Annotated in this window: 15 protein-coding genes; 4 read left to right on the top strand and 11 right to left on the bottom strand. The window is 69.7% G+C overall.

The features are described 5' to 3' along the window. The first annotated feature begins 169 nt into the window (after positions 1–169). Positions 170–457 (top strand): hypothetical protein, encoded by a 288-nt coding sequence (locus ASG07_RS01780; protein ID WP_082474422.1) that lies wholly within the window; start codon positions 170–172, stop codon positions 455–457. A gap of 49 nt (positions 458–506) precedes the next feature. On the opposite strand, the gene ASG07_RS01775 is transcribed toward ASG07_RS01780, so the two are convergent. Continuing rightward, positions 507–1,520, bottom strand: coding sequence for a polyprenyl synthetase family protein (locus tag ASG07_RS01775; protein ID WP_055841325.1), 1,014 nt, complete (start codon positions 1,518–1,520; stop codon positions 507–509). A 102-nt stretch (positions 1,521–1,622) separates the two neighbouring features. Here ASG07_RS01775 and ASG07_RS01770 point away from each other — a divergent pair, with 102 nt between their 5' ends. Next, positions 1,623–1,901, top strand: a complete 279-nt coding sequence (locus ASG07_RS01770) for a chorismate mutase (protein WP_055841324.1) — start codon at positions 1,623–1,625, stop codon at positions 1,899–1,901. Then, the gene (locus tag ASG07_RS01765; protein ID WP_055841321.1) at positions 1,898–2,563 is read left to right on the top strand and encodes an AAA family ATPase; all 666 of its coding nucleotides are present in this window, start codon (positions 1,898–1,900) and stop codon (positions 2,561–2,563) included. The genes ASG07_RS01770 and ASG07_RS01765 overlap by 4 nt, the downstream gene beginning before the upstream one ends. Before the next feature lie 24 nt (positions 2,564–2,587). On the opposite strand, the gene ASG07_RS01760 is transcribed toward ASG07_RS01765, so the two are convergent. Continuing rightward, the gene (locus ASG07_RS01760; RefSeq protein WP_055841319.1) at positions 2,588–4,780 is read right to left on the bottom strand and encodes a diguanylate cyclase; all 2,193 of its coding nucleotides are present in this window, start codon (positions 4,778–4,780) and stop codon (positions 2,588–2,590) included. A 105-nt stretch (positions 4,781–4,885) separates the two neighbouring features. Between ASG07_RS01760 and ASG07_RS01755 the strand changes: the two genes are divergently transcribed. Beyond that, entirely contained in the window at positions 4,886–5,755 is an 870-nt protein-coding gene (locus ASG07_RS01755; protein WP_055841317.1) for an alpha/beta hydrolase, read from the top strand. Here ASG07_RS01755 and araD1 read toward each other — a convergent pair. The 9 genes from araD1 to mbhE form a co-directional block, all read right to left on the bottom strand. Continuing rightward, positions 5,736–6,728: an AraD1 family protein gene (gene araD1 / locus ASG07_RS01750; RefSeq protein ID WP_055841314.1), complete on the bottom strand. Its 993-nt coding sequence runs from the start codon at positions 6,726–6,728 to the stop codon at positions 5,736–5,738. The genes ASG07_RS01755 and araD1 overlap by 20 nt on opposite strands. A 149-nt stretch (positions 6,729–6,877) precedes the next feature. Next, positions 6,878–8,431, bottom strand: a complete 1,554-nt coding sequence (locus ASG07_RS01745; RefSeq protein WP_055841311.1) for an aldehyde dehydrogenase (NADP(+)) — start codon at positions 8,429–8,431, stop codon at positions 6,878–6,880. Between the two features lie 73 nt (positions 8,432–8,504). After that, positions 8,505–9,827: a sugar MFS transporter gene (locus ASG07_RS01740; RefSeq protein ID WP_443024584.1), complete on the bottom strand. Its 1,323-nt coding sequence runs from the start codon at positions 9,825–9,827 to the stop codon at positions 8,505–8,507. Between the two features lie 63 nt (positions 9,828–9,890). Continuing rightward, positions 9,891–10,244 (bottom strand): monovalent cation/H(+) antiporter subunit G, encoded by a 354-nt coding sequence (gene mnhG / locus ASG07_RS01735; protein WP_055841304.1) that lies wholly within the window; start codon positions 10,242–10,244, stop codon positions 9,891–9,893. Next, complete coding sequence (locus ASG07_RS01730; protein WP_055841301.1) at positions 10,241–10,510, bottom strand: monovalent cation/H+ antiporter complex subunit F; 270 nt, start codon at positions 10,508–10,510, stop codon at positions 10,241–10,243. The genes mnhG and ASG07_RS01730 overlap by 4 nt, the downstream gene beginning before the upstream one ends. Further along, complete coding sequence (locus ASG07_RS01725) at positions 10,507–10,833, bottom strand: Na+/H+ antiporter subunit E (RefSeq protein WP_055841298.1); 327 nt, start codon at positions 10,831–10,833, stop codon at positions 10,507–10,509. The genes ASG07_RS01730 and ASG07_RS01725 overlap by 4 nt, the downstream gene beginning before the upstream one ends. Beyond that, entirely contained in the window at positions 10,833–12,272 is a 1,440-nt protein-coding gene (locus ASG07_RS01720; protein WP_082474421.1) for a proton-conducting transporter transmembrane domain-containing protein, read from the bottom strand. The genes ASG07_RS01725 and ASG07_RS01720 overlap by 1 nt, the downstream gene beginning before the upstream one ends. Positions 12,273–12,306: 34 nt before the next feature. After that, on the bottom strand, positions 12,307–12,687 hold the full coding sequence (locus tag ASG07_RS01715; RefSeq protein WP_055841293.1) for a sodium:proton antiporter: 381 nt from the start codon (positions 12,685–12,687) through the stop codon (positions 12,307–12,309). Continuing rightward, positions 12,684–15,413: a hydrogen gas-evolving membrane-bound hydrogenase subunit E gene (mbhE, locus tag ASG07_RS01710; RefSeq protein WP_055841289.1), complete on the bottom strand. Its 2,730-nt coding sequence runs from the start codon at positions 15,411–15,413 to the stop codon at positions 12,684–12,686. The genes ASG07_RS01715 and mbhE overlap by 4 nt, the downstream gene beginning before the upstream one ends. Between the last annotated feature and the right edge of the window lie 154 nt (positions 15,414–15,567).

The raw sequence follows: 15,567 nt of genomic DNA, 5'->3' as shown, positions 1-15,567 counted from the left end.
TGCTCTTCACCGGGTCGCGGTCGTAGGGGAATGGAAGGTGCCGGATCATCTCCGCCCCATGCCACAGCCGGGGCCGAAGAGGACAGGGCCGGACCGACGCGGCGAGGTCGCGATTGCAATCGCTGAGGGTGCACCGCATGGATCGTAATCTGGATCAGGAGCACGCACGATGGGTATTTTGGACGGCATTATGGGGCAGATCCCCGGCGGCTTCGACGCGGAATCGCTGGCGGCACGGGTCGGCCTGACGCCGGAGCAGGTCGGCGCGGCGCTGGCCGCACTCGGCGTGGCGCAGGCCCAGCCCGGCGATACGGCGGCGCAGGCCGCGGACTCCTCCGGCCTGCCGATCGAACCGCTTCGCGCCCTGCTGGAGCAGATCGGCGGCGAGGAGATGCTGCAGAAGATGGACGGCCTCGGCGGACTGGCCGGCGGCCTCGGGGGATTGTTCGGGCGGTAAGAGCCGTCGTTCCCCGGCGGGGACATCGTCCGCGCCGGATCGACCCGGCTCAGTACGCCCGCGCCACCGCGAATTCGACCGCCTCGATCATCGCGTCCTTCGCCACGCCGTCTGCAAAGCCGGCGATCGCATCGATCGCGCGCCGACCGTAATGGCGCGCGCGGGCGATCGTATCGTCGACGGCGCGGGTGCGGCGGACGAGATCGACCGCATGGGCGAAATCCTCGTCCGAATCGCGGCGGCCCTCGATCGCGTCCTTCCAGAACTTGCGGTCCTCGGCATCGCCGCGGGCATGCGCGAGGATGACCGGCAATGTCATCTTTCCCTCGCGGAAGTCGTCGCCCGCATCCTTGCCCATCGTGCCGGCGTCGGAGACATAGTCGATCGCATCGTCGACCAGCTGGAACGCGATCCCGAGATTGCGCCCATAGGCGTCCAGCGCGGCTTCGTCGCGCTCCGATCGCTCGGCGACCACGGCGGAGATGCGGCAGGCGGCGGCGAACAGGGCCGCAGTCTTCGCACCGATGATATCGAGATACCGGTCCTCGCCCAGATCGATGCGGCGGGCGGCGGTCAACTGGTTGACCTCTCCCTCCGCGATCACCGCGCTGGCGTTGGACAGGATCTTCAGCACCTTCAGGCTGCCATCCTCGACCATCAGCTCGAACGACCGGCTGAACAGGAAATCCCCGACCAGCACGCTGGCGGGGTTGCCCCAGATGATGTTGGCGGTGCGCTTGCCCCGGCGCAGATCGGATCCGTCGACCACGTCGTCGTGCAGCAGCGTCGCCGTGTGGATGAATTCCACCGCCGCCGCCAGCCGGTGGTGGCGGTTGCCGGTATAGCCAATCAGCCGCGCACTCGCGAGCGTCAGCATCGGCCGCATCCGCTTGCCGCCGCCCGCGATCAGGTGGCCGGCGAGTTCGGGGATCAGCGGAATCTCCGACTGCATGCGGTCGAGGATCACGGCGTTCACGCTGTTCATATCGCCGGTGACCAGACGGACCATCGGGTCGAGCGAAGGCTGCGGTCGCGAACCGAGGCGGTGGATCGTGGCGGTCATCGGATCGGCACCCTCTACGGCAACCACCCCGCGACGCAAGCCTTGGTAGGCTTGTGATACGATCCATGACACAGCATTGAACGCGAAACAGGGAGCATTTCGATGGCGGACGACGTGTTGCAGGGGTACCGGAAGTCGATCGACAACATCGATGCGGCGCTGGTCCACCTGCTCGCCGAGCGGTTCAAGGTGACGCAGGCGGTCGGCCGCTACAAGGCGACGACGGGCATGCCCCCCGCCGATCCCGGCCGCGAGGAGCGTCAGGTCGCGCGACTGCGGCATCTGGCCGAAGAGGCGGAGCTGGATCCGGAGTTCACCGAGAAGTTCCTGCGCTTCATCATCGACGAGGTGATCCGCCACCACGCCCGGATGCAGGCGTGACCGGTTTCCTGCTGGCGATCGAGGGCGGCGACGGCGCGGGCAAGGCGACGACCGCAGCGGCGGTGGCGGCGCAGCTGAACGCCGCCAGCCGATCGGCGACGGTGCTGTCGTTCCCCCGCTATACGGCGACGATCGGCGGGCATGTGCTGGGCGAGTTGCTCGGCGACCGGTTGCCGCATGCCGCCTCGCCCAAAGCGGCGGCGGTGCTGTACGCGCTCGACCGGCTGGAGTCGGCGGAAGCGATCCGGGCCGCCGCGGCCTCGCACCGGGTCGTGGTGTTCGACCGCTACATAGCGTCCAACATGGCGTATCAGGCGGCCCAGGGCGCGGCGGACGACGCCGACGAGCTGATGCGCTGGATCGCGGCGCTGGAGACGGGGCAGTTCGCGCTGCCTGCGCCCGACCTGTCGGTCTATCTCGATACACCCGTCGATGTCGCGCACGGCCTGATCCTGCGCAAACGCAAGCGCAGCTACACCGACGAGGCGCTGGATGCGTACGAGGCGGACGGCGGATTGCAGGTGCGGGTCCGCGCCAATTATGCGGCGATGGCGGCGGCGGGACTGCTCGGCCGATGGGCGACGGTGCCGACGCTGGCCGGCGGCCTGCTGCGCACCCCGGCCGAGATCGCGGCGGAGGTGGTGGACCTGATCGCCGCCTGAACCTGCGGCCTGACGGGCGCCGGCTCAGGCGGCCAGCCGCGCCGCGTTGCGCCCGGCTGCCTTGGCCCGGTACAGGGCACGATCCGCATCGCCGAGCAGGCTGGCGGCGGTGGCGTTGCCATCCAGCAGCGCGACGCCGATGCTGACGGTCACGCGCGGTCCCACGTCGACGCCGCCGCCGCTCGCCGCAACGGCAGTACGCAACTGCTCGGCGATCGCCACCGCATTGGCGGCAGGTGCGCCCGGCAGCAGCACCAGAAACTCTTCGCCCCCCAGTCGTCCGACCAGATCGGTCGGCCGCACCGCCTCCCTGGCGGCACGCGCGACGCGGCGGAGCACGGCGTCGCCCGCGGCGTGGCCGTAGCGATCGTTCACCGCCTTGAAGTGATCGATATCGAAGATCGCGACGGCCAGCGGATTGCCGCCGGCCCGGCTGGCGACGATGGCCTCGTCCAGAGCCGCCATCGCCTTGCGCCGGCTGGCAACGCCGGTCAGCGCATCGGTATCGACCAGACGCAGCGCGTGCGCCGCCGCATCCTCGGCCGCGCGCTTGGCCGCTTCCAGCTCGCGGCCTGCGACCACCTGCGCGGTCACGTCCTGAAAGATGCCGAACAGGCCGATGAACTCGCCGTCGCGCCCGAACTCCGGCTGTCCGCGGGAGATGACGTGGCGCATTTCCCCACCCGCGCGGATGATCCGGCTTTCCAGATCGAACCCGACGCGCATCGCCATCGATTGGCCCACGAGCGCGGCGACCCGCTCCCGTTCCTCGGGCAGATAGAAGCGGATCGCGTCCTCTGCGTTCGGCATCTCGTTGTCCGCAATCCCGTGGATCCGGAACACTTCGGGCGACCAGAACAGCGCACCATCGTCAGCGCCCAGCCGCCAGTGGCCGACGCCAGCCGTCCGCTCCGCCAGCGCAAGCAGGCGATTGGTTTCCTGCAATCGCTGCACCGCTCGCGCCGCGTCGAGTTCCGCCCGGTGCCGCGAGTCGATGTCGCGGATCGATGCGACGACCTGCGCCGGGGTGCCGGGCGCGGCATCGACGATGCGATAGGCCGCTTCCAGCCAGACGTAACTGCCGTCGCGACGTCGATGGCGATACACGACGAGGCAGGCATCGGGATCGCCCGCGAGCAGCCGGACCCAGTTGTTGCGAACCATCTCCCGGTCGTCGGGATGGATCGGGTCCATCGTCGGTGCGGCGATGACCTCCGCCGGCGACAGGTCCAGAATACGCTCGACCGCCGGCGAGATATAGACCGGATTTCCGTCGTTGCTGAACCGGACGATGACGTCGCTCGACGTATCCGCGAGCAGGCGGTGCAGCCGCTCGCTGTCGGCGCATTGCCGCCCCAGCCGATCGCGCGCGGCCAGCAGCGCCGCGAGCGGCAAGGCGGTCGCGAACAGCACGATCAGATAGAATTGCAGGAAGAACGACATTTCGATGCGGCTGTGGAGCATCAGGCCGAGCGGCCCCATGCCCATGCCGGTCATCAACGGCGCGACGATCGCGATGATCGCCACGCCCGCCGCCGCCCCCAGCGGCCCCAGCCCGTACGTCGCCGCCAGCAGCACCACCAGCGGCAGGAACAGCAGCGGATAGGCCCCTTGCGCGAACACCGCGAGACTGACCGCCAGCACCATTCCCAACAGGCCGATCGTCTGCGCCGCCGAGCCCTGGCATACCGTCGCCCGCGTATCCGGGTCGCGCATCGCCAGCAGCAGCAGCGCGGTCGGCGTCACGATCAGCATGCCGAGCGTAACGGTGACGAACCAGGACGGCAGGAACAGATCGCCCGGCCGACCGGCCGACAGCCACGCGATCGTCGCGCTCAGCCATGCGGCGATGACGGACGATGCGGTGAACGCGACGACGTCGCGCGGGACGATGAACGACGGCCGGTGCGGGCACCAGTGGCGCAGCAGCGCGGTGGCGACCAGCGCCTCCGCCATGTTCGCGACGGTGAAGCCGATGACGGTGGCCATCGACATGCCCGCCATCGCATTGGCCAGCACGCTGCCGATCGCCGAAAAGCCGATGCAGCTCCACCGATATCGCGCGGGAAGGACGATCAGCGCGGCGAACAGCACCCCGCTCGCCGGCCACATCGTGGCGACGCCATCGGCTCCGTTCGTGAGCGCCAGCGACATCGCCGCCGCCGCCCAATACAGGAATCCAACGCCCAGCGGGGCCAGGATCGTTCGATGAACCACGCAATCCCCTCGTTCGTAACGTTCCTTGCCTAGTGTTGCACGGTTAACAGGATACTAACCGCGTTCCGGCGGTGGCGCGGCGATCACGTTATGGGAGGGTGGGCGATGCGGATCGGACGGACGCCGTGGGTCGGCGCGATACTCGGCGGGCTGGCGGCGGCCTGCGCGCCGGTGCGCATCTTCGACGCGATGATGCCCAAGGACGGCGGCGTCGCCATGGTCGCGCGCAACGTCGCCTATGGCGGCGAACCGCGCCAGCGGCTCGACGTCTATGCCCCCCGCCGGACAGGAGCCGCGACGCCGCTGCCGGTAGTGATCTTCTTCTATGGCGGATCGTGGAACTCGGGCACGAAGGCGGGCTATGGCTTCGTCGGGCGGGCGTTGGCGGCGCGCGGGTTCGTCGTGGTCGTGCCCGACTACCGGCTGGTGCCGGATGTCCGCTATCCAACCTTCCTCCGGGACAATGCGGCGGCGGTGCGCTGGGTCCGCGCCCATGTCGCGGCGCTGGGCGGCGATCCGGACCGACTGGTGCTCGCCGGCCATTCGGCGGGCGCGTACAATGCCACGATGCTGGCGATCGACCCGCGGTGGCTGGGTCGGGACCGGGCGGCGGTGCGCGGCTGGATCGGTCTGGCCGGCCCCTATGACTTCCTGCCGCTGGACGGCGATGTCACGCGCGCCACGTTCGGCGACACGCCGGACCTTCCGGCGACCCAGCCCGGCGCGCATGTCGCGGAGGGCGATCCGCCCGCGCTGCTCGTCACCGGCGACGACGACACGCTGGTCCGTCCGTCGAACAGCGATACGCTGGCACGGCAGCTCACCGCCGCCGGCGTCCCGGTCGAGCGGGTCCGCTACCCCGGCATCGGCCATGCCGGGGTGTTGACCGCCATCGCCCGCCCCTTCCGACGCCGCGCGCCGGTGCTGGCGGACATGGCGACGTTCGCGACGCGGGTTACAGCGTCCGGACGCTGACCGTCTGCTCCGCGGCACGCGCCAGCGGATTGCGGAGCGGCAACGTGAACGGCACCGCCTCGATCTCGAACACGTCGCCCTCCTGCGTCGTCACGCCGTCCGCGAAGGACAACGTCGCGGTGCCGAAGAAATGGACGTGAATGTCGCCCGGCCGCCGGAACAGCGCGTACTTGAAGTGATGCGCCTCCAGATTCGACAGGCTGTGCGACATGTTCGCCTCGCCCGACAGGAACGGCTTCTCCCAGAGCGTCGCACCGTCGCGAACGATACGGCTGCTGCCCTCGATATGCTGCGGCGGCGTGCCGACGAGCAGTTCGGGGCCGAGCGCCGCCTGACGCAGCTTCGAATGCGCCAGCCACAGGTAATTGTGCCGCTCGGTCACATGATCGCTGAACTCGTTGGCGAGGCACAGGCCGATGCGGAACGGCGTGCCGTCCTCGCCGATCAGATAGATGCCCGCCAGCTCCGGCTCCTCGCCGCCATCCTGAGCGAAGGATGGCATCGTCAGCGCCTCGCCCGGCCCGACCAGTCCGGTGCCGTCGCCCTTGTAGAACCACTCCGGCTGCTGCCCGACCTGGCCCGCGGCGGGCTTGCCACCCTCGACGCCTTCGAGGAACATCCGCATCGAGTCGGTCTGCACCGCCGCCTCTGACGCCGCGCGGTGCATCTTGTCGCGCCCCTCGGCGGACCCGAGATGGGTCAGGCCGGTGCCCGTCATCACCAGATGCGCCGCATCGTCGTGATCGATCGGCGAAAGGATGCGACCCGCGTCCAGCTCGGCGGCGACATCCACCGCATCGCCGCGCCCGCACGTCTCGATCGCCGCGGCGAGGTCGGTCCCCGCCGCGATCGCCTTCGCCGCCAGCGCGCGTACGCTGTCGACGCCGGTCACGAACGACGCACCCGCGTCGTCCGCCACGATCACGCTCCGGGCACCGTCATCGCCGCGATGCTGCAAGAGGCGCAGGGTCATGTCTCTCTCCTTGGTCGTCTATATTCACAATCCTCCCCTGCAAGGGGAGGTGGCGCGAAGCGCCGGAGGGGTGTCGACGCTGGCGGTGTCACCCCTCCGTCAGCCCTGCGGGCTGCCACCTCCCCTTGCAGGGGAGGACTAAAGGTCCCTCAGCTGGCCGAGCCGGCCACAAGCGTCCCGTCCAGCAACACCGGCGCATCGCCCGCGCCACCGTCGCGCAGCACCGCCGGCAGCAACGCCGCGCTCAGATTCTGGTAGCTGACCGGCCGCAGGAAGCGATCGATCGCCAGGCTGCCGACCGAGGTCGTGCGCCCGTCCGAGGTCGCCGGGAACGGCCCGCCATGCACCATCGCGTGCGCCACCTCGACACCGGTCGGCCAGCCGTTCGCGAGGATGCGACCGGCCTTCCGCTCCAGCACCGGCACCAGCTTCGCCGCGAAATCGGTGTCCGCCTCGTCCATGTGGATCGTCGCGGTGAGCTGACCCTCCGCCGCCTTCAGCACGGCGGCGAGCTCGTCGGCATCGCGACAGCGGACCAGCACCGACGACGCGCCGAACACCTCATGCCCCAGCGCCGCATCCGCGAGGAACGCCTGCGCGTCGGTCTGGAAGAACGCGGCCTGACCGCGGGCGACGCCCTCGCCCACCTTGCCGCGCGCGACCGTCTCGACCTTGTCGTGGCTGGACAGATCCTCGACCCCGCGCTCGTACGCGGCGTGGATACCGCCGGTCAGCATCGTCTGCGGCTCGGCCTGCGTCAGCGCCTCGGCGGCGGCGGACACGAACGCGTCCAGCCCCTCGCCGTCGACCGCCAGCACCAGACCGGGGTTGGTGCAAAACTGACCCGCGCCCATCGTCAGCGATCCGACGAAGGCGGTTCCCAGCGCCGCGCCACGCGCCGACAGGGCGGCCGGGCAGAGCACGACGGGATTGATGCTCGACATTTCGGCGTAGACGGGGATCGGCACCTCACGCGCCTGCGCCAGCTTGACGAGCGCAAGCCCGCCGCCGCGTGACCCGGTGAAGCCGACCGCGGTGATGCGCGGGTCCTGCACCAGCGCCTGACCCAGCTCGTTGCCGGGGCCGACGAGGTGACCGAACACACCCTCGGGCAGGCCGCACGCCTTGACGGCGGCGCGGATCGCGGACGCGACCAGTTCGCCCGTCGCCGGATGCGCGGGATGACCCTTCACCACCACCGGACAGCCGGCGGCGAGAGCGGAGGCGGTGTCGCCGCCCGCGGTCGAGAAGGCGAGCGGGAAGTTCGACGCGCCGAACACCGCCACCGGGCCGAGCGGGATCATCCGCAGGCGCAGGTCGGGGCGGGGCAGCGGCGCGCGATCGGGCATCGCCGGATCGATGCGCAGGCCCATCCAGCCGCCGCGACGGACGACGCCGGCGAACAGCTTGAGCTGGCCGACGGTCCGCCCGCGCTCGCCCTCGATCCGCGGACGCGGCAGGCCGCTCTCGCGACAGGCGGTTTCGATCAGCGTATCGCCGAGCGCGACGATCTCCTCGCCGATCTTCTCCAGAAACGCGGCGCGCGCCTCGTTGTCGATCGACCGGTACGTGTCGAACGCCGCTTCCGCCGCGGCGCAGACGGCCTCGACATCCGTCACGCTGTGCGTCGCGAGCGGCTCGCCGGCGGGTTCGCCGGTGGCTGCGGTGATCGAGCGAAAGCCCGTGCGGTCCATCACGTCCATGTCGTCATCTGCCTGTTCTGATATTTAGTCCGACATATGGTAGCGCGCCCGATTCTGCAACCGGGCGGCGCCCTCATTCGGCGGCTTCTACGGGCTGCTGGTCCGGCAACGCATGCGTCGCCTTCGATCCCCACAGTGCGTAAAAAAGGATATACAGTTCGCACGCGGCGGTCAGCAGGAACGAGGTCTGCAAGCCATACAGGTCGGCCAGCTTGCCCTGAACGACCACCAGCGCGCCACCGGCGATCGCCATGATGAGCAGGCCGGAGCCCTCTTCCGTCAGCGGGCCCAGGCCCTTGATGCCGAGCGTGAAGATCGTCGGGAACATGATCGAGTGGAACAGCCCGACCGAGATCAGCGCCCACATCGCCACGTGACCGGTCGTGAACACCGACACGAGCATGACGACGAACGCGCCGACTGCGAACACCGCCAGCAATGTTTCCGCCCGCACCTTCTGCATAATCGCGGAGCCGACGAAGCGGCCGACCATCATGCCGCCCCACAGGAAGGTCAGGTAATTGCCCGCCTGCTCGTGCGTCAGGTTGGCGATGTTGGGCTGGCTGACGAAGTTCACGAACAGGTTGGCGACGCCGATCTCCGCGATCAGGTAGATGAAGATCGCGGGAATGCCGAAGACGAGGTTGCGATGCTTCCACAGCGAGTGGTTCTTGCGATCCGCCTTGGCGGCGCGGCTGGTCGACGATCCCATCGCCGGCAGCGGGAAGCGCGCGATGACCACCGCCAGCACGACCAGCACGATCGCGACCAGCACATAGGGCAGGATCACCGACTGCGCGTCGGCCAGCCGCTGCGCCGGGGTCAGCACGGTGTCCGCCTTCGCCGTGCCGCCGACCGAGCGGCCGAGGATCAGATACGCACCGAACGACGGCGCGAGCATCGTGCCGAGCGAGTTCAGCGCCTGCACCAGATTGAGGCGCGACGACGCCGTCTCCGGCGGGCCGACGACCGCGACATACGGATTGGCGGCGACCTGCAGCAGCGTGATGCCGCTGGCGATCACGAACAGCATGACCAAAGTCACGCCGTAGGACGGGATGCTGGCCGCCAGCACCATGCCGAGCGCACCCGCCGCCATGACGAGCAGGCCGGTGACGAGCGATTTCTGGTACCCGATCCGCTCGATCAGCTTAGCCGACGGGATCGACGCGAAGAAGTACGCGATGAACCACACCGATTCGATCAGCGTCGTCTGGGTGTAATCCAGGTCGAACACGCTGCGCAGATGCGGCAGCAGCGTGTTGTTGATGACCGTGATGAAGCCCCACATGAAGAACAGGCTGGCGAGCAGCGTCAGGGCGGAACGGTAGCTTTTGCCGTCGCCGCCCCCGGCGGCGGTCGCGCCGGTGGTCGCAGCGTGGGACGTGGGTGCCATGGCCATGCGGGTGTCTCTCTCCGGATCGGGGGTCCGATGCCGGCCTCCCATCATATGGTCTGACTAGATATCGCGGTCGGCGCGGTCAACGCTGCTCGTGTCCGACCCCGCACGATCGTCCGCCAACGCATCGTGCTCGATCCCCTTCAGCGTCGTGCCAGATCGGTACGCCGCCCGCCCCAGCAACTGCGCGCCGATCGGCAGCGTGACGAGCAGGAACAGCACCGCCAGCGCGCCCGTGCCCGCTCCCTCGCCGCGCAACGCCACCACCGCGCCCGCGACGGTCAGCGCGGTGCCCAGCGTCCCCGCCTTGGTCGCGCTGTGCATCCGTTGCAGCGCGTCGGGCAGGCGGATGACGCCGATCGCCGCGATCAGCAGGAACAGGACGCCCAGCGCCATCAGCAGCTTGGCGATCATTCCCCCGCTCCGTCGTTGCGTTCGAGGAACAGCGCGAACGCCGCCGTCGCGACGAAATTGACCAGCGCCAGCCCCAGCGCCACGTCGAGAAACGCCGCCCGCCCGGTCGCCACCGCCGTCAGCGCCGCGAAACCGACCGCCACCGCCGTCAGCATGTCGAACGCGACGAATCGGTCCGCCGCGCTCGGCCCGCGCACCATCCGCCACCCGGCCAGCGCCAATGCGGCGACCAGCGGCAGTTCCAGCCAGTCGACGATATCGCTCATCGCTCCAGCTCCAGCAGATGCCGCTCATACACGCGCCGGAACTTCGCGATGCTCGCCTCCGGATCGCGCCCGTCGAGCAGGTGCAGATACAGTGTCCGCCGATCCTCCGACACTTGCAGGCATGTCGATCCCGGCGTCAGCGAGGTGAAGCACGCCAGCAGCGCGATCGCCCAGGGCTGCGTCACCCGCACCGGCATCGCCACGATCGCGGGATGCGTGCGGATGCGCGGGGCCAGCACGATCCGCGCGACCGCGAACGACGATAGCAGCAGGTCGACGACGAAGCTGACGAGCAGCGCGATGAGGGCGAAGACCTTTCGCATCACGCCCCGCCCATCCGCGCCAGCGCCGCCGCCGACAGCTTCGCGACGATGGCGACCCGCTCCGGCAGCAGGCCGATCGCCAGCGTCGCGGCGGACAGGATCGCCATCCCCGCCAGCATCGACCACGGCACGCGCCGCACCCGCCGCCCCTTCAGCGATTTCCAGCACGCCTCCGACCATAGACCCGCGACCGACACGATCGTCAGCAGCGCCGCGACCAGCGCCGCCACCGCCAGCCACGCCTGCCCGCCCTCGAACGCGCCGCGCACCACCAGCAACTTCGCCCAGAATCCCGATAGTGGCGGAATGCCCGCCAGCGACAGCATCGGCACCGCGAACAGGAACGCGAACAGCGGGTTGGACCGGATCATCCCGCCCGTGCCACGCAGGTTCCAGCTTCCCGTGGCACGGTGGATCGCGCCCAGCCCGAAGAACAGGTTCGCCTGCACGATCATCGAATGGATCATGTAGAATACCGCCGCCTCGACCCCGGCCGGCGTCGCCACCGACAGCCCGGCCGCCATGTACCCGACCTGTGCGACCACGTGATAGCCGATCAGCCGTCGCATATCGGTCTGCGCCAGGGCCGACAGCGCGCACAGCAGCATCGTCGCCGCCGCGATCGCGCGCAGCGCCGGCGTCAGGAACGTCGCGCCCGGGCCGGACACCCCCGCCACCCCGAAAACGCCTGCAAAGACGACGAGCAGCGCGTAGAAGCCCATCTTGGTCAGCAACCCGGCGAACACCGCCGCCGCCGGAAGCGGCGCGGCGGCATAGGAGGACGGCAGCCAGACGTGGAACGGCACCAGCCCGGATTTCAACGCCAGCCCGCCGAGCAGCAATGCCGCCGCCGCCGCGGTCGCGACGCTGGGCGCCTGACCGCCCAGCAATCGCGCCAGCGTCGCCAGATCGAGCGTCCCCGCCACGCCGTACAGGATCGCGATGCCCGCGAGGATCGCCGTCGCGCCCAGCATCCCGAACGCGGCGTAGCGGATCGCGCCGCCGATCTGCGTCTGCCGCCGGTCGAGCGTCACCAGCCCCAGCGCGGCGAGCAGCGCGAGTTCGAACCAGACGTACAGGTTGAACAGATCGGTCGTCAGGAACGCGCCGTTCACCGCCGCCAGCAACGCCAGCATCAGCGCGTCATACCCCGCTCGCCGCCGTCGTGGCCCGATCGCCGCATGCCCGAACACCGCGCCCGCGAACGCGATCAGCGCGCCGACCAGCACCAGAGCCGCCCCCGGCAACCGCGCGGAAAAGCCGACGCCGATCCCCGCCGGCCAGCCGCCGAACACCGTTACCGCCAGCGGCCCGTCCTGCGTCGCGCGCCCGAACAGCAGCAACGCGCCGACCAGCACGATCCCGTGCGCGGTCAGCGACACCGCCTCCGCCACGCCGGCGCGGCGACGCAGCAGCGCGGCGATCCCCGCACCCAGCATCGGCACCCCGACGGGTGCGAACAGGAGCCATGCGTCAGTCAGCGTGCGGCTCCCGGATCTCGGGATCGTCCGGCTGCTCCGCCGCGTCCAGATCGCGTGCGTCGAGCGACCCGGACGATCGCCAGCCGGTGACGACGATCGTCGCCAGCACCACGGTCAGCGCGAACCCGATCACGATCGCCGTCAGGATCAGCGCCTGCGCCAGCGGATCGGCCGCCTCGCCCAGCGCCTTTTCGCCGGCGCGGATCAACGGCGGCTGCCGGCTGCTGAAATCGCCCGCGACGAAGAGCATCACGTTCACGCCCGTCGACAACAGGGCCAGCCCCAGCAGGATGCGGACCAGATTGCGGGACAGGACCATGTACAGCGCCGCGCCCATGATCGCGGCGGCGCAGAACGCATAGAGGATCGTCATCGCGCCCCCTCCCGCCGCAAACCGAACAGGAAGGTCAGCACCGCGCCCAGCACGACGAGAAACACGCCCAGATCGAACGCGATCGTCGTCCCCAGCTTGGGCAGCGGCACGCCGGCGGGCGGCTCCCACCATAATTGCGACAGGAACGGCCCGCCGCCGATCATCCCCGGCAATCCGCTGACGATCGCGAGCAACAGCCCGGTCGCGACCAAAGTCGTCGGCCGCACGCGCAGCCGGTCCTCCGCCGGGCGGACCCCGCGCGCGAGGGCGAACACCGCGAACGCCAGCGCCGCGACCAGCCCGCCGACGAAACCGCCGCCCGGCTGGTCGTGTCCGCGCCACAGGATCACCACCGAGGCGACGATCAGCAGCCAGAACAACGGCCCGCTGGCCGCGGCGAAGCTGTAATGCACCGCCTGACGCGGTTGCGGCTCGGTCCGGCGGGACCGCAGGAGCGACGCCCCGAGCAGCGCGGCGACCGCGATCACCGTCGTCTCGCCGAGCGTATCGAACCCGCGGAAATCGACGAGGATGACGTTGACGACGTTCAGCCCCTTGCCCGCGACATAGCTCATCCGCCCGAACCAGTCGGCAGCGGGCGTGGGATGCCCGGCCCCCGTCATGTCGACCATCGCCACGAACATTACCGCCGCGAAGCCCGCCGCGATCGCCGCATCGCCTGCCCGCTGGCGGGGGCGGCGGCTGCGCGCGGCATCCAGCGGCACCGCCAGCAGCAATGCGGTCAGCAGGACGACCAGCAGTGCCTCGACCGTGAACTGCGTGATCGCCAGATCGGGCGCGCCGTTGACCATGAAGGTGATCGCGACCGCGAAGCCAGTGATTCCGACCGCGACCATCGTCGTCAGCAGATTGCGCGCCCGCACCGCCGCCACCGCACCGCCGACCCCGATCAGCGCGACCAGCGCCTCCGCCGGCCGGATCGCCTCTGCCACGGGCCAGCGGATCGCCGCGCCGGCCATCCCCAGCGACCAGAGCACCAGCCCGACCAGCGCCACCGCCGTCGTCACGACATAGCGGCGCAGGTCGCCATGCTCGACCCAGCCGGTGACGGCGGCGCTGGCCCGCAACAGGCCGCGCACGGTCATCTCCCACAGCCGCTCCAGCCCGATCTCCTCGATCAGGTAGCTGTCGCGCAGGAAGACGTGGATCGGCGCCCACCAGCGGATGATCGCGACGCCGATCGTCACCACCACCAGGCTGAGCGCGAGCATCGGCGTCCAGCCATGCCACACGGCGACGTCGACCGGCACCGCGCGGCCATATACCGCCGCCACCGCCGGCCGGATCGCGACGCGCGTGATCCAGTCGGGGTCGAGGCTGATCGTCAGGCCCGCCAGCGCCAGCAACAGCGGCGGCATGAACAGCGACACGCTCTCGCGGTGTTCGACCTTCACCGGCCTGACCGGCTTCAGGAAGAACGGCCGCAAGGTCACCACGCCGGCGACGCCGACCATCACGGCATTGACCAGCACCGCGACGGCGAGCGGGATCAGCTCCCAACTGCTTTCCAGCTGCGCCTCGAACAGGAACTCCTTGGAGATGAAGCCCAGAAACGGGGGGATGCCGGCCATCGACAGGCTCGCGCCGGTACAGGCGATCGCCGTCATCGGCAGCTTGCGCGCAAGGCCACCCAGCGACCGCAGCGTCCCGGTGCCGGTCGCGTGCAGCACCGATCCGGCGCAGAAGAACAACGCCGCCTTGTAGATCGCGTGCGCCAGCAGGAACCCGATCATCGCCACCGTCGCCGCCGGCCCGTCCAGCCCGACCAGCAATACGAGGATGCCGAGCGACGCCATCGTCGAATAGGCCAGCGCCGACTTGAAGCTGGCCGCGCGCAACGCCTGCACCGATGCGACCGCCATCGTGATGCACGCGACCGTGATGAGCGTCGTGCGCCCCCACCACGTCGCCGCGATCACCGGCTCGAACCGGGCGAGCAGATAGATGCCCAGCTTCACCATCGTCGCCGAATGGAGGAACGCGGATGCCGGGGTCGGCGCCTGCATCGCGTTCGGCAGCCAGAAATGGAACGGGAACTGCGCCGATTTTGTGAAGGCGGCGACCATGACGCACAGGATGATCGCGACGCCGTACGGGCTGGCGACGATCGCGGGCGCGTTGCCCGCCACCGCCGCCAGCGACCAGCTTCCCGTCACCTGCGCGATCATCGCCGCCGCCGCGACCAGCGCGAGGCCGCCGCCCGCCGTCACCTGCAACGCCATGATCGCCGCCCTGCGCGACCGCGCGCTGCGGCTGTCGAACCCGATCAGCAGGAACGACAGGATGCTCGTCGCCTCCCAGAACACGATCAGCAACAGCATGTTGTCGGCCAGCACGGTGCCGAGCATCGCCGTCATGAACAGCAGGATCAGCGTGAAGAACCGCGACCGCTCCGCCTTCGGCTTGTCGGTCAGATACCCGCCCGCATAGATCGCGACGAGCCCGCCGATGCCGGTGATGAGCAGGCAGAACAGGAACGAGAACCCGTCCAGCCTCAGCGTCAGGTCCAGCCCCAGCGACGGTGCCCACGACACTCCCTCGCCCCGTACCCAGCCGCGCTCCACGACCGGCGCATAGGCGACGAAGGCCGCGGCCAGCCCGAACGGCAACAGCGCGACGATGAACCCCGCGCCCTTCCCCACATACCGCGCCGACAGCGGTACGATGCAGCTCCCCAGGAGCGCGACGAGGAGCAGCACGAACATGTGCCCATTCTAATGCCGCAGCGCCGCGATGGATGCACGTCTATACCGCGACGGGCGCGATTTGAGGGCGTTGGCCATCCTACACGCCTGATCGCGTGTATCGCTGGTGATGCTCTTCGAAATGGCCAAAACCACACGGCGTCGAAACGCCGCA

This window comes from Sphingomonas sp. Leaf343, from assembly GCF_001423765.1.
In the GTDB taxonomy this organism is placed as follows: Bacteria; Pseudomonadota; Alphaproteobacteria; order Sphingomonadales; family Sphingomonadaceae; genus Sphingomonas.
This window is presented reverse-complemented; position numbering and strand designations above follow the sequence as displayed.